Annotated in this window: 14 protein-coding genes; 2 read left to right on the top strand and 12 right to left on the bottom strand. The window is 41.9% G+C overall.

The genetic code is table 11. The features are described 5' to 3' along the window. Positions 1 to 41: 41 nt before the first annotated feature. The 4 genes from M1D52_RS03615 to fucP form a co-directional block, all read right to left on the bottom strand. Positions 42 to 806: an SDR family NAD(P)-dependent oxidoreductase gene (locus M1D52_RS03615; protein WP_013663929.1), complete on the bottom strand. Its 765-nt coding sequence runs from the start codon at positions 804 to 806 to the stop codon at positions 42 to 44. A 131-nt stretch (positions 807 to 937) separates the two neighbouring features. Continuing rightward, positions 938 to 2596, bottom strand: a complete 1659-nt coding sequence (locus tag M1D52_RS03610) for a UxaA family hydrolase (RefSeq protein ID WP_437394319.1) — start codon at positions 2594 to 2596, stop codon at positions 938 to 940. An 81-nt stretch (positions 2597 to 2677) separates the two neighbouring features. Continuing rightward, complete coding sequence (locus tag M1D52_RS03605) at positions 2678 to 3007, bottom strand: L-rhamnose mutarotase (protein ID WP_013663931.1); 330 nt, start codon at positions 3005 to 3007, stop codon at positions 2678 to 2680. A gap of 185 nt (positions 3008 to 3192) precedes the next feature. Then, complete coding sequence (fucP, locus tag M1D52_RS03600; RefSeq protein WP_437394320.1) at positions 3193 to 4449, bottom strand: L-fucose:H+ symporter permease; 1257 nt, start codon at positions 4447 to 4449, stop codon at positions 3193 to 3195. 227 nt (positions 4450 to 4676) lie between these two features. Here fucP and M1D52_RS03595 point away from each other — a divergent pair, with 227 nt between their 5' ends. Next, positions 4677 to 5549: an AraC family transcriptional regulator gene (locus M1D52_RS03595; RefSeq protein WP_013663933.1), complete on the top strand. Its 873-nt coding sequence runs from the start codon at positions 4677 to 4679 to the stop codon at positions 5547 to 5549. Positions 5550 to 5822: 273 nt separating this feature from the next. Here M1D52_RS03595 and M1D52_RS03590 read toward each other — a convergent pair whose 3' ends face one another. The 4 genes from M1D52_RS03590 to M1D52_RS03575 all read right to left on the bottom strand — a co-directional run bounded on the left by M1D52_RS03590 (position 5823) and on the right by M1D52_RS03575 (position 10555). Next, entirely contained in the window at positions 5823 to 6674 is an 852-nt protein-coding gene (locus M1D52_RS03590; RefSeq protein WP_437394321.1) for a sugar phosphate isomerase/epimerase family protein, read from the bottom strand. A gap of 9 nt (positions 6675 to 6683) precedes the next feature. Further along, positions 6684 to 8066 carry a putative oxidoreductase C-terminal domain-containing protein gene (locus tag M1D52_RS03585; protein WP_437394322.1) on the bottom strand — a complete coding sequence of 461 codons (1383 nt, stop codon included), beginning with the start codon at positions 8064 to 8066 and terminating at the stop codon, positions 6684 to 6686. 192 nt (positions 8067 to 8258) lie between these two features. After that, positions 8259 to 9674: a Gfo/Idh/MocA family protein gene (locus tag M1D52_RS03580; RefSeq protein WP_437362039.1), complete on the bottom strand. Its 1416-nt coding sequence runs from the start codon at positions 9672 to 9674 to the stop codon at positions 8259 to 8261. Between the two features lie 50 nt (positions 9675 to 9724). Continuing rightward, positions 9725 to 10555, bottom strand: a complete 831-nt coding sequence (locus tag M1D52_RS03575) for a ThuA domain-containing protein (protein WP_437394323.1) — start codon at positions 10553 to 10555, stop codon at positions 9725 to 9727. Between the two features lie 239 nt (positions 10556 to 10794). On the opposite strand from M1D52_RS03575, the gene M1D52_RS03570 reads away from it, so the two are divergent. Beyond that, on the top strand, positions 10795 to 11811 hold the full coding sequence (locus M1D52_RS03570) for a LacI family DNA-binding transcriptional regulator (RefSeq protein ID WP_437394324.1): 1017 nt from the start codon (positions 10795 to 10797) through the stop codon (positions 11809 to 11811). 259 nt (positions 11812 to 12070) lie between these two features. Here the strand turns inward: M1D52_RS03570 and M1D52_RS03565 are convergent, their stop codons facing one another. The 4 genes from M1D52_RS03565 to M1D52_RS03550 all read right to left on the bottom strand — a co-directional run bounded on the left by M1D52_RS03565 (position 12071) and on the right by M1D52_RS03550 (position 21590). Next, a complete protein-coding gene (locus M1D52_RS03565) occupies positions 12071 to 13021 on the bottom strand; it encodes a DUF6807 domain-containing protein (protein WP_437394325.1) in 951 nt (316 codons plus the stop codon). A gap of 66 nt (positions 13022 to 13087) precedes the next feature. Beyond that, on the bottom strand, positions 13088 to 14938 hold the full coding sequence (locus M1D52_RS03560) for a RagB/SusD family nutrient uptake outer membrane protein (protein ID WP_437394326.1): 1851 nt from the start codon (positions 14936 to 14938) through the stop codon (positions 13088 to 13090). Positions 14939 to 14970: 32 nt separating this feature from the next. Continuing rightward, a complete protein-coding gene (locus M1D52_RS03555) occupies positions 14971 to 18117 on the bottom strand; it encodes a SusC/RagA family TonB-linked outer membrane protein (RefSeq protein ID WP_437362047.1) in 3147 nt (1048 codons plus the stop codon). Between the two features lie 317 nt (positions 18118 to 18434). Further along, positions 18435 to 21590, bottom strand: coding sequence for a glycoside hydrolase family 2 TIM barrel-domain containing protein (locus tag M1D52_RS03550; RefSeq protein WP_437394327.1), 3156 nt, complete (start codon positions 21588 to 21590; stop codon positions 18435 to 18437). Positions 21591 to 21747 lie beyond the last annotated feature (157 nt).

The raw sequence follows: 21747 nt of genomic DNA, 5'->3' as shown, positions 1-21747 counted from the left end.
TTTCAATTGGCCGAAAGCTGACTTCTGAAAGCAGAAAGCTGTTAATTATTCAACTTAATAAAGCCTCCATCAATTGGATAGTCATTGCCCGTAATGAAATCAGCTTCGTCAGAACATAGATAAAGTGCTAACGAGGCTATTTCCTCCGGTTTAGCCATCCGTCCAATGGGCTGGCTAGCGGCTAATTTAGCAAACATTTCTTCTTCTTTGCCAGGATAATTTTTAGCAATAAAGCCGTCCACAAAAGGTGTATGTACTCTTGCCGGCGAAATACTATTACAGCGTATCCCATAATCAATATAATCACGAGCAACCGACAATGTCATCGCAGCAATAGCACCTTTGCTCATGGAATAGGCAAATCGATCAGTAATACCAACCTGTGAGGCAATTGATGCCAAATTCAGAATGGCACCCTTTTTTCGCTCTTTCATCAAGGGGATAACACTAAACAAAGCATTATAAGCTCCTTTGACATTCACACTGTAAACACGTTCGAAATCTTCCACTTTACAGTTTTCTAAATTGCCGACATGAGCAATACCGGCATTATTTACCAAAATATCCACCGCTCCGATTCCCTGCACAACCGCTAGCATTTCGCTTTGATCGCTCACATTCACAGCGTGAGAGAAAGCCTTCCCACCGGCTTCCTGAATCTCGTCTCTTACAGCCGAAGCCGCTGACTCATTAAGTTCTAATATATGCACTTCAGCCCCCTGCTTTCCAAACAACAAGCTGATTGCTCTTCCGATACCACTTCCCCCTCCTGTAATAATCGCTTTTTTTCCTGTTAAATCAAACATAGTATTTTATTTTTAGCTATCGGCCGTCAGCATTCAGCTTTCAGCTCTATTTCATATTTGGTTTTCGGCTGTCAGCTTTCAGCCCACCACCCGCCTCACTATTCACTACTCACTATTCACTACCTCACTACTCACAAAGAAACCCCCCGTCTCCAAGGGATAAAATCGTCTTGCCCTAATTTCACCGCTTTAGGCACTTGTTTCCCACTGGCCACCTCTATTACAAAATCTAAAATTCTTTCGGCGGCCTGCTCGATGGTTTCTGTACCTTCGATGATCGTGCCGCAGTTAATATCGATAATGTCCGGCATCTTTTCGAAGGTCTTTGTATTGGTCGACAACTTAACAACGGGCGCAATTGGATTGCCCGTAGGTGTACCTAAACCCGTCGTGAACAGTACAACATTCGCCCCTGCTGCCACCTCGGCCGTGGTACTCTCTACGTCGTTTCCCGGGGTACACAAAAGGTTCAATCCAGGTGTGTTGGCTAATTCCGGATAATCGATCACCGCTTGCACCGGCGAAGTTCCTCCTTTTTTTGCTGCGCCTGCGGATTTAATCGCATCGGTTATCAGACCATCGCGAATATTTCCAGGTGAAGGATTGGCATAAAAACCACTGCCATCTCGCTCTGCCTTCGCATTGTAAGTTTTCATCAATTCCATGAACCGAAGGGCTGTTTCCTCGTCTTTACAGCGATCGCTAAGCTCCTGCTCTACTCCGCAAAGCTCCGGAAATTCGGAAAGTATAACAGATCCGCCTAAGGTTACCAGCATATCGGACAGATAACCAAGCGCAGGATTCGCTGAAATACCGGAAAACCCGTCGGATCCACCGCACTCTAAACCGATACACAGCTTATCTAAACCTGCCGGCCTTCTTTCTTGTTGATTAGCTTGAATCAGACCCGTGAAAGTATGCTTCAAGGCCTCCTGAAGCAGCACACTTTCAGATCCGATTTTCTGTTGCTCAAAAACATATAAGGGTCTATCAAAATGTGGATCACGTTTTGCAATCTCGGCTCTCAAAATGCTCGCCTGCGCATGTTGGCAGCCTAAGCTTAGGACGGTGGCACCTGCTACATTAGGATGCGTTATATAACCTGCCAGCAGACCGCACAAAGCATCTGAATCCATGCGCGTTCCACCACAACCCATATCATGATTTAAAAATTTAATGCCATCTACATTCGGAAAAAGCTTGTGATGCCGGTGCGATTCCTTTACATCCCGCAGATCTACCGACAATAACTGCTCGATGGAGGCACCGGTCTTATAGAGCGAGATCAATTGCTCTACTTCCGGTTCATAACTTTTGGCTTTTTTAAAGCCAAGCTTTTCCTCGAAAGCTTCCTTCATTACCAATACGTTCCGATTTTCACAGAAAACTAAGGGAATAACCAACCAATAATTTCCTGTTCCAACTGTTCCGTTGCTACGATGATAGCCAAGAAAGCTACGGTTTGAAAAGCGGGAAACATCCGGTTTATGCCAGTCTAGTTTTCGTTTCCCTAGTTTAAAATCGTTTGCTGCGTGATAAATGTTTTCGGTGGTAATTGCCTCTCCTTTGCCGATTGCTCTATTCGTTTTTCCTACCAGAACTCCGTACATATGTATTTCCTGCTCCGGTGCCATCGCCTTTATCGTGAATTTATGCTTTGCAGCTACCGCGCCAGGTAGCAAGAAACTATCACCATTAAAGTGAATTAATTCACCGGCAGGCAGGTCCTGCAACGCCACCAGTACATTATCCGATGGATGTATTTGCAAATATTTTCGTATTGTTGTCATTTCCAGTGATCAGCTGTCAGCCTTGGGCGATCAGCTTTTTGTTTCGATTTATTTTTGCCAATATGCCTATAGCATAAAGCCTTATAATTTAAAAATTTCCTCCATCAACAACCACTTTTCACCTTCTTTTGCTTGTGGCAACGGTTGTTGGTATTTCCACATTAAAGCTTCCCATTCCTGTACTTTCGGATTGTTTGCGTCCATCTCCGCTTTTTTATCAAAGCTAAAATCATCCGTAACCTCCATGATCATAAACAAACGGTTAGCCAATCGGTATATGCGCATATCGGTGACTCCCGCTGTTAAAATCGACTCCCTGATCTCAGGCCAAATAGCCCGATGATGCTGCTCATATTCTTTTATTAGATGATCATCTTCTTTGAGATCAAGTGCCAATGCGTATGTTTTCATTTTGCAAAGTCAAAATTCAAAAGTAAAAATTCAAAAGCCTGTCTCCAGGAGGGATGGTAAAAAGGCCCATTCACTCATTCAACGCTCATCATTTCTCACTCATCACTACTTAACTATTCTCCTGCTCAACTCGCCCATAAATTGGCTCATTGACTAATCATCACATTGGCTAATTTACTACTTAACTACTCTACTACCCTATACCCTTTCCATCCATAGTAAAAGACAACCAAAAAACATATTAACGGAACCAGATAAGCAATTTGTATACTGTTTGCCGCAACGGAGATGAGCCCCATCAACAAAGGAACAACGGCTCCACCAATGATTGACATCACTAAAAAGGAAGAAGCAATCTTTGTTTCTTCACTTGTAAGATTTTGTATACCGAGTGAAAAGATGGTTGGATACATAATGGACATAAAAAAAGGAACGGCAACAAGTGCATACAAAGCCACGGTGCCCGAACTAAACACGGCCACCAACAATAGCAAAGTGCATAACAAACCGTAAGCTGCCAATAAACTAGCCGGTTTAATATAACGCATTAAGAAAGTGCCGCTGAAGCGACCTAACATGAAACCAACCATCGCTACTGATCCAAACAAATAGGCCGCATTTTTTTCTCCCATATCGGTCACATGATTAGCATAGCGTATAAAAAAACTACCGACGCCCACTTGCGCACCCACGTAAAAAAATTGGCTGACAACTGCCCATAAAAAATGCTTATGCTTAAATATCTTCAATGAAAAATTCGTCCCAACAGTGTGCGTACCATCCGATTCCTCCTCTTGACTTTCCGGAAGCTTGGTGACAACGAATAAGAGTAAAAGGGCGACTACAATACCGGCGATAACAAGATAGGGTACTTTCACCGTATCGGCTTCCGACTGTAAATACGCATTCAACGACTCGGGGCTCATAGCGGCTAATTTTTCGGGACTATGTTCGATCCCTGAAAGAATGAATTTACCTCCTAAAATAGGTGCTACCACGGCGCCCAAACCATTAAACGATTGAGCAAAATTTAGCCGTTGTGTGGCGGTTTCCTTATCACCTAGTACCGCTATATACGGGTTAGCCACCGTTTCCAGAAAGGTTGCCCCTGCTGCAATGACGAAAATAGCCGACAGAAAAAAGATATAGTTCCTTTCAGAGGCCGCAGGAATAACCAGGAGTGCTCCTATCGCGTAAAGAATTAATCCAAGTAAAACTCCCTTTTTATAACCGAACCGTTGCATATATAAACCCGCCGGAATAGCTACTACGAAATAGCTTATGTAAGCAGATGTGTCGATCAATGAAGACTGTAGATCGTCTAAGGCAAAGGCCTTTCTCAAGTGTGGAATTAATATGGGATTTAAGTTATGAAGCAGGGCCCATAGAAAGAACAATGAAGTAACTAAAATGATGGGTATCAGCACACCTTTTTTCGACATAAAATAATATTAGGTTCAGTTTTAATCAAAATAATTTATCCTTATTGGTAAAGCCAACTACAAATTAAGGAATTTCACTTTTTAAATCCCTTGCTCATTTTAGCCAATCATTAAGCTATTTTAGCATATTTGTTTTATATTTGCCTGATTAGCTGACCATACAACTGAATAGATTGGATATTGTTTCGCATTAAGCAGTTGACGTTAATCACCTAATATGTAAAATAATGAAACCTCAATTACTCAAGCTAAGTACGGCACCTACGCAATCTTTCAGCGTCCGCCAGGACTTTGTTCCCTATATTAATAATAGATGGCATTATCATGCGGAGGTAGAACTCATTCATTTTTACCGGGGAAAAGGAACACAGTTTATTGGAGATCAAATCAATCACTTTCATTCAGGGGATATCGTTTTGGTTGGATCTCAGCTACCCCACTATTGGCGATTTGACGATCACTATTTTAATGAGCAAAATGAGGATCGGGCCGATGTTCGCGTCGCTCATTTCAATGAACACTTCTGGGGTCGCGACTTTTTGGAACTTCCCGAAAACATAGCCATTAAGCAGTTGCTCGAAAAGGCACGAAGGGGCATTCAGGTAACAGGGCAAGCTAAACAGAAAGTAAGTACCTTGTTAGAACAAATGCTTCATTCGGAAGGAACCCGACGGATTATTTTATTAATGGAGGCCTTACATGCTATTGCTTCCGATTCCTCTTATCGGTTGATTTCATCCATTGGCTTTCATCCAAATTTGCAAGATGAAGAGAAAAAAAGAATCAACAGCATATTTGACTACACCTTAGCTAACTTTCGTCAAAAGATTAGCTTAGAAGATATTTCGGCTATCGCCGGCATTAGTTCTAACTCTTTTTGTAGGTATTTTAAAGCAAAAACAGGTAAAACCTATTCTCGCTTTCTCTTGGAAATCCGCGTTGGCCATGCCTGTAAATTACTGATTGAGAACAAAATGAGTGTCAAACAATTATGTTACGAAAGTGGATTCAACAACTTCGCAAGTTTTCACAAATACTTTAAACAGATAACAGAAAAAAGCCCTTTGGCTTATCAAAAGGCTTTTTTGGAGAAAGCTTAGTTTTGCTGTAGGCAGTAAGCTGTAAGCGGTCGGCTATAGGCTTCTGCTGCTGCTACTACTTAACTACAAACTAATTAAAGCTATTCATGCTCATCATTCATAATTCAACACTAGTAAAACCCTACTTAACTACTTAACGACTCTCCTACTTAACTACAAACTAATTAAAGCCATTCATCGCTCATCATTCATAATTCAACACTAATAAAACCCTACTTAACGACTCAACTACTTAACTACTTAACGACTCTCCTACTTAACTACGAGCTCACCTTAACGTGTTCCATCACAGACACCCCGGAAATAGCCAACGGATTCGGCTATACCAGCTAATGGATCTTTCATATCTTTTTCATACTCCAAGCTACAAGAGCCTGTGTAGTTTACTTTTCGTAACATTTTCACATAAGCGGGGATATCAATCACCCCACGCCCCAGCTCGCAGGTTTTACCGTCCTTTGTTGCTGCGGTGACATTTTTTAAATGCATATCAAAAATACGCTTGCTGTATTTTTGCAGGTCCGCTACCGAATCGCGACCGTCCCGTTTGTTGTGTCCCATATCAAAGCAGATGCCCAATCGTGGATCCAAATTCTTTATCAAATCATAAATTACCGATGCATTTGGGTAAAGCTTATCTTCCGGTCCATGATTGTGAATGGCATAGCGAATGTCATATTCCTTTGTTTTTTCGGCGACATACGCCAGATCTTCATGATTAGGGATACCGATAATTAAGTTTACACCAACCCGTTTAGCATAATCAAAACCTTTATCAATCTCTTCTCTGGTTTTCATATAAATAGGTCCTACCGCATAACCGGTAACATCAAAGCTTTTCAGTTTCGCATGAAAAGTCGCTATTTGCTCGGCTGTACTATTATATGGTAAATGAAAATCCTTGATGCACAAATAGTGTACATCTACTTTCTTCATCATCTCCAGCGATTGATCTAAGTTAAAATTAACGAAACTATAACCTGCAATTCCAAGTTTGAAAGGTTCGTCTTTCGCATGCGCTCCTCCAAGTGGTTTAGCTTCGACACTATTATATACGCCGTCTACAAGTGTTGCACTTACTGCTCCTATTATACTTTTCTTTAAAAAATTTCTTCTCGTGTTCATTATCTAGATTTATTTCTTCTTGGCCAATTCCAAGGCCTTTGTGGTTACATAATATTTGGCGATCATATTAGGCACTTCCCAGTCGGGCAGTTTACCTTCTTTCAAATAACTTAGGTAGTTACTGGTCACTTGCCCAAAATGCTCCTCGTGATTAGTCTTTAACACTTCCGGTATATTAATCTTATAATAACCTGCTTTCAATTTTTCAGCAGCTACACCGGTGTATTGCTTAGCAATTTGCGCAACCGCTTCCTGTACAATTTTCTCGAAGTCCGCTTGCTCTTCCCCTACTGCTTCCAGATAGAGAACGGGCTTATAATTTTCTTCCTTACCTTGCTTAATGATCAAGTTCGCTTTTGATCCACGCATAATAGAATAGTGGGTATCGCCGGTACCTTCAGGAGCTTCAAAATTCCATTTCACCACCACTTTTGCATGCACATTCTTAATCGTATAGTTAATTTCGCCGTTAGCAAAAACCCCCAACTCGCCTTTCTCATTCATGTTACCTTTCAGCATATCGGGAAACTCTTCTTGCGTTGCTTTCTTGAATTGTGCGGCACCTAACCAGGTTGGCCAACGTTTAGCATTTAACAGCTTAATATCTTTTTTATAATCAATTACCTGTTCCGGAAATCCTTCCCATTGAACTAAATCGACCAAATGCGTAGTCACGTCCACAATACCCTCTCCCTGTTGATTCACATCAAAGAACCATGTAGGGCGGATGAGGGGCTTACCCGATACATTCTTGAAAAAATGATGCACACTTTCTTTGGTTATGGCCGGTTCCTCAAGCGTACCCATTTGCAATTCGCCAAATAGCGCTGAAATTTGAGAGAACTCTTTTTGCAGGGTAGCTGTAATCTCAAAGCGTTCGGTCATAATATCATAAAGTAAGACCTTCTTCTCTTTAGCTGAGGCAAAAGCTTTTTCCAGTTTCTCAAAACCTGCTACATCGATGGCCATCGGTTTATCGGCCAGCACGTTCAATCCGGCGTCAATAGATAGGGTGATGTAATCTATTTTCTTTTGGTTATTTCCGGCGAGCACTACTACATTACCTTTTTTATCTGCTATCATTTTTTGAAGATAGTCCGTACCGGTATAAACTTCCTCTTTCCAATGAGTTGGATCTTCCATTCGCGTATTATAACTCTCAATTAGAGTTAAGTGCGCTTTTAGATCTTTACCATCTTCCGGTGCGTATACATGCACCACACTGTCAACATTCGGATACATAGACTTTTGCACCAGGGCGGCATGGAAATGTCCGGGATCCAGTGTAATTAAGCGGATGGCATTCGCATCGCCCTCTTGTTTTTCTTTACTCGACTGGTTATTACAGGCAACCATTGCTCCACCCAGTAGCAGCAGTCCCGCAGCCTTCATAAATTTGTTTTTAAACATTTGAATTTTCTATTTTAGCAAGTATTTGTTTTTCCTTTTAAAGCGTCGCGCTTTTTGCTTTTGAATTATTGATGCTTTGTTAGTTTTCTAAGATATCAATGAGCCCTTCGGCATTTTTACCATCCCTCCGGGAGGCAGGCTTTTTGAATTTTTAATTTTGAATTTTGAATTTATTCACCCTTTCACATAATTAGTTCCATAAGGAAAACGCTGCGGTCTAGCCAAGGTTGCATTCGCCTTTTCGTCACCAATAAAACGTTCTGTTTTATTATCCCAGGTTAACTTCTTGCCCAGTTTCATGGCTGTGTGTGCCACGATACAAGCCGAGCCAACACGTTGCGCCACCTCTACCGGGCTAATTGTCTCTTTACCATTTTTAATGCATTCGAGCCAATTGGTATGTTGTTCAGGACTTTCATAAAGATGTATCTCATTAGGCCCTATTTTCGAAGTTAATATTTTTTTGTCACTTGCGTAGAAAGCTTTATTTTCTTCACCGCTGGCGGAAGCGGTAGGATCGGTGGCGGTAACACCAACGTTTCCACGGGAAACGAAAATCCACCCATCCGTCCCTTCAAAACGAACCCCATTCGGAAAAGTATCACGCACTTCCACTTGCACCTTATTGGGATAAAGCGCATGAATCTCATATTTACCATGTACGTCCCACAGACCACTTGTCGGAAACTCAGCCTTTCCCTCAACTTCAAGTGGACCTCCGAGTTCCTGGTCCATGCCCCAATGTGCTATATCGAAGTGATGAACGCCCCAACCGGTAATCATGCCGGCACAGAACTGCTCGCAGCGCAACCAGCCCGGCCGTTCGCCGTCAATTTCCGTTTGAGAATGGACGCGATCTTTGGTATAATATACATAAGGAGTCGATCCCAACCACTTGTCATAATCTAAATTTGGGGGAACCGGCATTTGCGCTGTGTTGCCTCCGGCAGGATCGATAGGCAATCCGATTTGGATTCGCTTAAGTTCACCGATACGGCCATTTCTAACTAATTCGCAGGTCCGTTTAAATTGAGGCCAAGGGTTCATGGACCGTTGTTGCGTTCCAAGTTGAAAGACTACCCCTGATTTTTTCACCGCATCGGCCATGGTTCTACCTTCGGCAATGGTTAAAGCCGTTGGCTTCTGTAAATAAATATGTTTACCTGCCAGCGCGGCTTCCATAGCCGGTTGTGCATGCCAGTGATCGGGAGTACTAATGACAACAGCATCTATATCCTTTGCAGCAATTAAGTCTTTGTAATCATCATAGGTCTTTACATCAATAGATTTTCCAAATTTGTCCGTATGCTTCTTTTCTATCCAGGCTTTACCTTGCTTCAGTCGATTGCTATCAAAATCAGCAACAGCCACTACATGTACATAATCATGTTTCATTACTTCCGGCAGATCATGCGTCATACCTATTCTACCAAAGCCTATTTGGCCTATATGAATGCGATTACTAGGCGCATTTTTTCCAAAAACAGAAGCTGGTACAATTGTTGGAAACGCCGTTGCTGCAAGTAATACAGCAGAACCTTTCGCCGATTTTTTAATGAATGAACGACGGTTTAATTGGTTTTTGTTCATATCTTATCATATTTAGTATCTATAATTCGATTGGCTTTTTCATCTTTCCATCACTTAGCAAGCTGGTTAATCGCTCTTTCAACACGTTGAGCCTTAGCTCTACTATAGTCTCGCTCCTTTTGTTCGCCTATAGCCCATTGGATGCCTCCCAAAATATGCTTCCGAAAGGCAGCATCATCATAATCTTCCTTCTGATGTCCTAATGACGTATACCAAGCCCGTCCACCGTCAAATTCATGACACCAAACGGATGGAAACTTATTACCGAAGGTGATAGGTCTTCGTTCGCGCACTTTATCTATTGTGTTGAGGTCATTAACCGCAATCACTTGCAGATTCACCTCCATTTCCTTTAAATAATAACATTCATCTTTTGCTCGCTTCCATCTAACAGGCAAATGCGATACAGAAGGGTGATCCTGCTGGATAAGCAGTACATCAAAGGCTTGTCCGGGTTCGTGCCAGTCGAAAGTCCCACCTAGCAAGCGTTTAAACCAGGGCCAGTTACGCTCAGTTCCAGATGCAGAATGAATGCCGACAAAAGCGCCACCCGCCTGAATGTAGCGCATCAAGGCAAGCCGTTGCTTGTCGTTATCGAAAACGTCATTATTTGTGTTAGAGAAGATTAATACATCATACTGTTTTAATCTCTCATCCGTAAAATCTGCCGGATTCTCGCTAAAATCAACCTTGAAGCCTGTAGAGGCTGCTATCTCCTGTAGGGCTTTTTTGGAGTTTTCGATATTATCGTGAACAAAGCCCTTACCGTTTTTGGTATAAACCAGCACTTTTACATCCTTCCAAACGATAGTCTGCATCGCTTTCAAGAATGTTGGTAAACACAAGAAGAGGAACAAATGAATACTTATTAGCCTTTTCATAAATATAGTACAATTTACATTGGTTTCATTTTTGATAGTCTATGTTTGGCTTAACACGAGGCTAGACGAAGATAGCCATGAACATCCTCCATGATCCACAATATTAAGTATAGCCGAACGGTTTTACACCACGGATGTCATTAAAAATTAACGATAACGATGTCGTAAAAAAGAGATTACCGAAATTAAGCGTTTCCAAAACATATATATTTCTTTGCGTCAACTTTAAATTTCTAGTCATGCCTAATAAACCTGCTACGATTAAAGATATCGCTAAAGCGCTTAAGGTATCCATATCGACGGTATCAAAGGCCCTGCATAATCATCCAAATATAGGAGCCATTACCAAAGAGCGTGTGTTGGCTATGGCAAAGCAGCTTGATTATACGCCAAACATTACAGCCATTCAATTTAAGCAGCAAAAAACATTTACTTTGGGCATTATCGTTCCCACATTGCTCGATCATTTCTACATACATGCCGTAAATGGCTTTGAGGAAGTTGCATCCAAAGCGCACTACACTGTACTGATAGGCCAAAATCAGGAAAGCCTCCAGCGCGAAAAAGAACTCGTGTCAGTGATGCAGGGCAACCGCATTGATGGATTGTTAATTGCCATGTCGAAAGAGACAAGCAATCTCGATCATTTGCGAAAACTGGAACGTGCGGGGATACCCGTCATGTTTTTTGCACGAAAACCTGTCAATGAAACCTATAGCTGTGTAAGTAGCGATGTATACCACGCCGCTAAAGACGCCGTAGACCTTTTTGTATCGAGAGGCCATCAGCGTATTGCCATTATTAACGGACCATCGCATTGGACAACCAGTCGGGATCGATACCTCGGCTATCGTGACGGATTACTTAAAAATGGCCTATCTCCTGATCAAGAATTGATATGCGAAAGCGATCTAACAACAACCGATAACTATAAGGTCTTACGAAAGCTTATGCGACTAACGGATCCACCAACAGCGATGCTATTGTTTAAAGACTACCTGATGCTCGATATTATGACCTGCCTACGTATAGAATTCCCCAATCGATATCTTACAACAGAACTGATCGGCTATGGTGCATTGCCTCTTTTTAGCCATTTCGAAAGACCACCGCTTGCCTCCTTAAAAGAACAACCTTTTCAGATTGGCGTCAAAGCAGGTTCGCTACTTCTTGATATGATCAAAAATCCGCATCAGTCCCGTAAGCCAAAGCTTATCTCACTCCCTTGTAAACTCCATTATTTTAAAGAACTCTAAGTAGCTTCAGCTTTTAAAGCTGTAGGCTATAAGCAATAAGCTTTAAGCACGACTTAACGATCAACCTAAACCAGCTAATTGGCTCATTATCACATCTGCTCATTAACTCATCGGCTAACCGACCGTAGGGAGCCCCATGAGTACCGAAAAAGCAAACACTTACGAATAATTAACAAGCTTTCAGTCGCGCTAGCCTCTCATTATCACATTGGCTCATCGGCTCATTAACTCTTCCCTACTAACTCCAATTAACTATTTTCTACTGCCCCGTAAATTCTTTCCAAAATTTCTCCGCTTCTGCCGGTTCCATTTCACCATCAAATACAATCAGTCGATAACGGAGTATGTATTTCTTCCCGGGAACTAGCACCCAATCTTTATTTTTAGTTGGTGAAAAATTTACAAACACATCCCCTCTCCCTTTATTCTCTTGTTCCGGCCATACACGAATGGGCTCCGGATGATTATAATTCTCAGGAGAAGACAAGAAAAGGAGCCCTGCAGATGATCCATCAAGATCTCCTTCAGCGATTACCCAACGTGCTAAAGAGCCATCGGCTGTTTTACGGTCGTTTCCCTCTGAAGTAATGATTTTACTGTTCTTATTAGTCCACTGCTCATTTGCGCGAAAGCCAAGGCCAGCATAACGATATGCCTTTAACACGACGGTGTCTTGTCCAACGACTTGGAGTGTTGACGTCAAATCGCAGCTATACCTTTTATCATCAATAGGTGAAATGTGCGCCTCCCAGCTTTCGTCCAAAATCTGCACTTCTTTTTCTGACTGTGGGAATATAATATGCGCGTGTTTGGCTTTGAACCCAATCGTCTTCCCTTTACTTTTTATTTCCTCCACCCCTTGAGATCTGATGGTCCCCTGTTTATCTCCAATATTCCATAAATCGTACACCTTGCCTTTATAAGCGATTCGTGTCCAAGGATTCCATAATCCAAAATGATGGTAATGATCGGATGGCTGAATGCGTGTCAAGGTTTTTCCGGACAAAGTATTAAGAGGATGGATAAAACCAGCTCGCTTGAACGCCGCGTCAACTCCGGGGGGAGGGCTTAAGATTTCATACTGATAGCCCAGTAAATAGTGTCCCTTTGCATCCATTAACTTCAGCACACCATCTTTCCTAACGGCCTGCTGTGCGAAACCGTAAGTAAAACAGCATAATAAATACGTCAATAAAAGATAATTTTTCATCACTGCTTGGTTAGTTTTCTCTTTAAATATAGGTCTTTCTTCATAAAATCAACTATATGACATCCACTAATTATTTCCTTCAGCCGGGATTTCCTCCAAAGGTGGAATATTGCTTTCCGAACCGGCATATCCTTTATTCTGATTAATATGCCCCAATGAATTTCCATTAATAGCGCTAATTGGGACAGGCCACAATACATGGTAAGGACTCATCGTATAGGTAACGCCGAAATTTGTTTTTACCCCTTTATTATAAAAATCACTTTTAGCCATCACCCGATCATAAAAGTAATTATTCTCGGAGAAAGCCTCAAGTGTATAAGACTTACCGTTTTCGGCCGTTTTTCCTGTTATAGCAAAAATATACGCAATGCGGGTAAGCTCTGTCTTTCGTGGCTCTTCATAGTATAGTTCACGTGCCCTTTCATCTAGAATAGTTCCCATGTTAACATCTGCAGCTGTAATAGGAGCAGCCAGCGCTCTTTCTCTAACTTTATTGATATCTGCCGCTGCCATGGCGAGATCTCCTTTCCAGAAATACGCCTCTGCTCGCAATAAATAAGTTTCCGCCAAGCGGAAAATATACCAGTCAGATTTTCCACCTGCAGGCTGCACACGTTGTGGATCCTCTACAAACAATTTATAATGAGGCCATCCAAACCACTGTCTTATGGTGTCGCTCGATAAGATTGTTCCCTGTGCGTTACGCAACTGTAGATGCTTGCCGTAATAGGGATCGGACCCTTTCAAGGAAGGTCGGTTATATACCAGATCCTCCATATCCATCCAATTTCCCGGAGCGTGACGTAGATCGGTTGTGTCTTTCCACATCCCTTTTTGTGTATACCAGGTAGGCCTCACGCGTCCAATACCCCGACCATAGGCCTCAACCTGATCAATTTCAATATTGGGCTGATCGGACATACCTCCATTGCCCGCGGGAGTTAACAACCCGGCATTTCCCCAGTAAGGAACCGCATTTCGCATGGATTGTGTTCCACCTATGGTGGTACCATTATCGGTATTCCCATCAATATTTAATCTATCAATTACTAGCAAAAGGCCTTCTGTATTCGAAGCTAGTGATTTATTTTCCGGCCGATGCAAATCCCAAACTACATTTTTTGATGCATCGTTGGCATCCACACCAAAGCGATTGGTCATCAATTTATACACCCCACCGTCAATGACATTGGAAGCAGATTGAATAGCCTCATCAAATAAGCCCAGCGCTAAGTTTACCTTCGTCAGTAAATGACTTACTGCCCCTTTCGTAACCTGCCCTTTATTTACATTGTCGGGCACCCATTCTTGCGCAAACTCAAGATCCTCTTTCATACGATGCAAAATCACTTCTCGTTTTGTGGTATAGTAATCCAACTTAGGCTCACTAATTTCTTCCAGCGTTAAGGGCACATCACCAAATTGTTGGGTTAATCGATAATACCTTAGTGCCCTATGAAAATATGCGGACCCCAACAACTGATTTCTTTCGGCTTCAGAGGAATAATCCTCCGGCGCATCAATATATTTGATTGCCGTATTTGCATAACGTATGCCGCGATATCCCTCATTCCAATACCAACCTATCTTATTATAATCGGTATGGTTGAGTTGTGCATCCGGTGTGATTGCTTGATTCAGATCCTGTGCAGGGCCTGGTTTGTCTGTTGTCCCTTCCACAGCAATATCAGAATAGATCGTTTCTGTTACGATAGGGGCAGCATCTCCATAATACTCAATGCGCATATTCCGTTCGCAGGCTACCAATGTGGCCCATAAGGCCTCGGCCGATTTGAATGCTTCAGGGGTATAAAAGGATAGATTATTCGGATCCAAGTATTCTTTTTTGCAGCTTACCGCCATAAAAAGAAAGAGCAGTAAGGTATATATTTTCTTGTTTTTAATTATTTCCATGATATTAATAAGTTAATGGATTCTCTACTTGATTAAATCGTTAAGTCAATGCCGAATGTAAAATACCTAGGTGTTGGCCCGGGGCCTTCATCCGTGTTTGAATCATTCCATTCAGGATCCCATAGTTCCCAGTCGGGCGCATACATGGCTGCATTTCTCACATTCACATATAAACGAAGATTTTGGATTTTATACTTACTGATCACATCTCTCGGCAAATTATACGCTAGGGAAACATTATCTAAGCGTATAAACGAGCGCTTACGATATACATTAAAACCGGTAGCACTGCCCTCATTTGAATTGATTCTAGCCCATTCTGTTGATTGATTTTCAGGTGTCCAATAAGGAAATTGATAAGAATTTTGTCGGTCGGGAAAACCATTTCTGCTTTTTAACCAATTAAAGGGTTCTTGATGCCCCCATAAGGAATACATCATGAATGAGAAACTGAAATTCTTATATAGCTGAAAGTCATTTCGTAGCGACCACCTAAAGCGCGGCTCCGTATAACCAAGGAATTGCTTATCGGCATTTGTAAACCGACCGTCGTTGTTCACATCTTCTAATTTATAGTCTCCTGGCCGCAATCCATATCTTGCCGCCGCTTCTTCTTCTCCTAATTGGTAAACACCTAAGGCTTTCCAATCCCAAATAGCATCAATAGCATGGCCAATAAACCATTTGTTCTGCACATCATCTAATTCCTTCCCGTTTGCATCCAAATTGCGATATACGTGCTGAATGCTATTTCTATTGAGTTGAAAGGTTGCACTCGTTTTCCAAGAAAAGTTTTCTCTTTGCATATTGTTCGAGTTCAAGGTAACCTCAAAACCTCTATTTCTCACTTCTCCCAGATTATCCATCACCCAATCAAAACCCGTTACTGTTGGCAAACTCCGCTGTACTAAAAGATCACTCGAATTCATCTGGTATACTTCCAAGCTACCATCCAACTTATTGTTAAACAAAGCGAAGTCTAAGCCTAGGTTGACAGAGCGATTACGCTCCCACCGCAAATTCGGATTACCTAATCTATTAACCCACAGTTGATTGACCTGAATAACTGTTCCATCGGGTTGAACGTATAAATACTTCCCTGTTGTCAAATCGGCTAACGCTACATACATAGGCTCATCGCCTCCCATATCTCTATTTCCATTAGTACCCCAGGAAGCACGTAATTTACCGTAGTTGAACCATTTACTCTTAAAGAATGGTTCTTCGCTGAACACCCATCCAAGGGCAGCGGAGCTGAAATTGGCCCGCGGATTACGTTGTCCGAAAGCAGAATAACCATCTCTCCGATAAGTTCCCGTAAACATATAACGATCTTTATAAGAATAGAACAGACGTGCCATCAACGCATCCCCTGTACTATATTGATCGTTACTTGAGACAATCGGATTAATACCAGATCCTATCCCATGGTAACCGAGGTCATCATTAGGGGCAAAATTATCATTGGTCATCGTATTGTTCCATCGTTGATACTTCTCTGCATTCGCTAATAATGTTACATCGAATCGATGTACCTCGTCGAACGTTTTATTCCATTTAAGGATATTATCCAATTGCCAATAATAGGTTTCCCTTTGTTGCCTAGAGGCTCTTCCGCCAAAAGCAGCCCATGATTCATGACTGGAACGCTCATGGTTATATCTTTCATATAGTTCCAGTTGAGGAGTAAAGTTAGTCTGAAAGGTGATGCCAAAAGGTAAATTAACTTTCGCAAAAACGGTGCTATTAAGCGTAGTAATACGTTGCAGACGATCTGTGTGAGAGGCGTCATAGCCAGGATTTACTCCACCTGAATTTTCAGTATTGGGCCGCCATATTAAGTTTCCATTTTCATCATATTGACTTCCCCAAGGTGATAAACTCGTAATTTCTCCCCAGCTATAGGCGATGGCACTTTCATTTCTTGAAGTAAATTGCGTATTCATACCCACGGATAAAAAGCTGGTAATATTTGCCTCAATATTTGCCCTTGTTCGTAGGGTTTTAAACTGGTCATCCTTGACAATCCCTTCGTTATTCAGGTAACCAGCACCCAGATAGTATCCCACATCCTTGTTTCTGCCAGAAACACTGATATTGTGATCCTGGCGCAATCCTTTTTGAAACACCTCGTCATACCAGTCGACCGATTTTCCAGCAATATAATTATCTATCTCAACAGGTTGCATATTCAGTCTACGTAACCATGTTCGCACCGGATCACCTGTTGATCCATCATATCCCATCCAAGTATCCACGCTGATGTCCGACGGTAATGTTCTAGGATCGTCAAAACGATAGGCTTGTGCATTTGGGTTTATGCTCTTAAAAACGTCTGTCCGCCAAGAAGTGAAGGTGTTTGCGTCATGTACCCGCTCATTAACAGCCATAGTTGCCAATCCGATATTGGCATTATAGTTTATAACGGGCTTACCATCCTTCCCCTTTTTCGTTGTAACGATAACGACCCCAGTGGCTGATTTCGCACCGAAAACGGCGGCAGAGCTGGCGTCTTTTAAGACATCTACTGTTTCAATATCATTAGGGTTAATATCTTCCCAAGCACCGTAATAAATAGCTCCATCTAAAACGATAAGCGGACTTGTGCTGGCATTAAAGGAAGTCCTGCCTCTTACTTGAAGACTTCCCCCTCCCTTGGCACTTCGGTTATAACCAACGTTCACTCCCGCCACATTTCCCCTTAATACGTCTGAAAGCTGACCTGGTGCCTCATTTTGAATTTTCTCCGCATTTACCTGCGAAACCGCACCCGTCAGATCTCTTTTTCGAGTGGTTCCGTAACCCACTACGACCACTTCTTCCAAATTGGCCATATCGGCTGCCAGTTCAACGCGAATAGTCCCCTGTGATTGCGCTACCCGCTCTTGCGTTACGTAGCCTACAAAAGAAAAGGTAAGTGTTGCATTGGGCTTAACATTTGATAGCACAAATTGCCCTTTGTCGTCCGTACTGATTCCATTGGTTGTTCCCTTTTCTTTGACGGCTACGCCAGACAGGGGAGCCTGATCTGTCTGTGAGATGACCACACCCTTTACGGTTATCCCTTGTTGGGCTTCAGCGGATGCCACAGAGAATAAAAGCCAAGCCAATAACAGGCTTATCGATTTAAAATGGTAAAAAAGTACATGTAGAATCCTTTGTGGAAAAGTTTTCATCATAATTTGGTCTCCTTGTTTTTATGGGGTGGTTAAACCCAATTGGTTATCAATAATCCGTTGCAATGGATGGGATAAAATTAGAGACGTCAAGAGCAAGATGTTGCACAACAGGGCGAAACAAGTTTTAGATTTCGTTCAAAAACCGCGATAAAACTGCATTTCAAACGTTGTACTAAAAAAAGCAGCTATGATAACTTTTCCGAAATAATAGATACCGGAATAACACAATTCAATGCTCATTTTAGTGCAAAAAAGCATTCATACAAAAAAGCTGGGAGCAAATTGCTCCCAGCTTTGAAAACACCAATTAAACAAGCTTATTTGAGTGGAATGACTCGATAACTATACGAAAAGTCAGAAAACGGGATTCGATATTGCTTCAAAGGCTCCGAGCCCCAGCTATCAATACCCTGTAAACCAATTTGATTTAAATCAAGATGCATAAATATGGCATCTCGTTTCGTTAATTCTCCTGAATGATATTGCTTTTTCTCTACTTCAGGATCCAAATCATCTAGTGCATAGGGCAATGCAGAGAAATTTAATAAACTATCTGTGAACTCAAACCGTAATCCTTTTCCCTTGGCATTGGTGAGGCTTACCCACCTTACATCACTCTTATTGCCGCTTTCTTGTGGTCTCGCATAAGGAAAATATTGCTCGTCCAGCTTTTGTTTATAAAGACCAACTAAAGATGCCGATTTCCGATCCGAATAGTTTTCCCAAGGTCCCCTTCCATAAAAATCAATTGTACTTAACTGTTTATTGAGTGTTAAATTATTCCCGGCACGCATTAACAATTTATGTTCCCCTTTTATTGCTTTAAAGTGGTTGGTTACTAACAAACTCCCATTAGGCTCAATAGCATAATGCTGTATCATTTCGGCATCACCGTCTAACAATGTTTTTTTGATCATTATATGGTAGGCATCGCCTTCGTGTTTAACATTCACTGCAACCAATTTACCTTCCTCATAAACGTTGCGCCAAGCACGAAGTTTTCGATTATATCCGGCACCAATATCGTTGTCGGTTGGCGCTCGCCAGAAGGCAGGTACCGGGCCTTGTGAAAGGAGTTTTTCTTTTCCCTGCTTGTAATAGAGCATGACGCCGGCCTTCCGATCGAAACCCACTTCAAAATCCTTTCCTTTTATAATGGCCAAATTTCCATCGTCTTCCAAAAGCAATTTCCCTGAAGCCTCCAATTTTGTAGCAAGAGGCCTTGGTTTACCCAAAGGAAACTGATCATAAGCTAATTCGTATCCTTCTTCCAAGAACGGTTCAGCCGCTTTCAAGGCATAATGTACATTAATAAAATACTCTTTCTCGGTTTTAATATGGCTGGTTTTGATAGGTAAGGTAACAATCGCGCTATCTCCCGGCGCAACGTCTAACTGCGGCACTGTTCCTTGTTGCACTGTCTTTCCATTTTCGATAAGTTGCCAGTTCAGTTGAAAATTAGCTAAATCACGGAAAAAATAAGTATTCTTGATACGGATGCGGTAATCGCCCATATACTGTGTTTTGATGTATTGATGTACTTTCTTCAACTCTATTGCCATGGGGGTTAAGTCACGATATGCCGTTACCACCCCTTTTACACAAAAATTATTATCTGTGATGTTTTGATCTACCGGGCCTTCCATTGGAAAGTCTCCTCCGTATGCCATAATTCGCTTTCCGTTTTTTATCGTATCTAAGGCCTGGTCGATCCATTCCCAAACGTAGCCTCCCTGTAAGAACGGACTATTTTCGATCACATCCCAATATTCCTTAAAGTTCCCCAAACTATTCCCCATGATATGCGCATACTCACTCATAATCATGCTTCTACTTTGAGCCTTACTTGAAAAATACGCTAGATAATCTGGCCCAGGGTATTGAGGCACCAACATATCCGTATTGTACTCATCGCCCGCTCTTTCATATTGGACAGGTCGGTAATCGTGTGATTTCAACCAATCGTAGGCCTCGTACATATTAACACCATTTCCTGCTTCATTGCCCAAAGACCAAGCAATGATGGATGTGTGGTTTTTATCCCGCTCATACATTCGGTAAATTCGTGAGAGATGCATTTCGCGCCAAGCAGGATCATTAGCGAGCGTATATTCCAAATCGTAATAGCGCCCGTGCGATTCAATATTTGCCTCATCAATGACATAAAGGCCGTATTCATCGCACAAAGACATCCAATAAGGGTCTGGAGGATAATGCGAATGCCGCACGGCATTCACATTCAATTTTTTCATCATTTCCATATCCTGCCGCATATCTTCTTTACTAAGTGTATGCCCGGTGCGCGGATGGTGTTCATGTCGGTTTACACCTTTGAAAAAAACACGCTTGCCGTTCACTAACACATTAGCGCCTTTTAACTCAATACTTTTGAAACCGACCTTTGTCGGCACTACCTGTATCACTTTTCCCGATTGATCTTTGAGCGTTAGGTAGAGGGTGTAAAGATTGGGTATTTCGGCCGACCATTGCTTTACCTCCGGAATATCGTTCTCAAAACTGACTTCCTTTTTATAGCGTCCAAGTACTGATTGAATCCCTTTACTTTGGCTTTCATAGATCACCCGGCCATTCGGATCATGCAGAGCAATTGCTAAAGAAAATGTATCCGGTACGCTGGTTAAAGTATTGGTATCCACTTTATAACTTTGAACCAAAGCCTTCACTTTAAGCGCCCCTACGCTATAATTGTCTTTAAGTCTCCCCTCCACCTTGAAATCGCGGAGATCCAATTTTGGGGTTGCATACAAGTAAACATCTCTTTCAATACCTGATATCCGCCACATATCTTGGCACTCCAGATAACTTCCCGCACTCCAGCGGTATACCTGTAGCGCCACTAAATTTTTTCCAGGTTTGAGGTATTGAGTGATATCAAATTCAGCAGCCAATTTGCTATCTGTACTGTACCCGACTTTCCGACCGTTAATCCAAAGGAAGAAAGCCGATTTTACTGCACCGAAGTGAATAAATACTTGTTTACCATCCCAATTCTCCGGAAGTGTAAAATATCTTCGATACGATCCCACTGGATTATTGTCAGCTGGAATATCATACGGAGGGTCTAGACGTGGCCCCATTTTTTTGCGTCCCGTAAATTCATAAGGGTGATTTACGTAGATCGGCAGACCATAGCCATTAGTTTCCCAATTTGCAGGCACCTTAAAATTATCCCAACGGCTATCATCAAAATCAGATTGATAGAAATCAACAGGTCTTTTACGGGGATCCTGTACCCAATTAAATTTCCACGTTCCATTGAGCGATAAGAAATTTTGCGATTTTTCCTTATCGAAAGTCTTCGCCTCTTCCTGACTTTCAAAGCCAAAAGCATCAACACGCATCGGCATCCTGTTCAAAGCAACTACTTCCGGACTTAGTAATTCGGAAGGTAACTCCTGCGCATAGGTGTGAACAAACAAGAAAGAAAGCAGAACTACTAAATAGTTAGTCATTTTTCGAAAGATTAGGCAATAATTCAACCTTTTTTTTAAAATATTGGCCAAGCTATCGAAAAAAAAATGCTGTTACAAACCGCATTTAAACACAATCGATTGCGTTTCGCGCAAAAAAATTAGTCAATCGATTGCGTTTTCAAATCGTTTGGGAAAG

The organism is Olivibacter sp. SA151 (assembly GCF_054130995.1).
The sequence above is the reverse complement of the archived record's forward strand: the minus strand, read 5'-3'. Positions and strand labels throughout refer to the sequence as shown.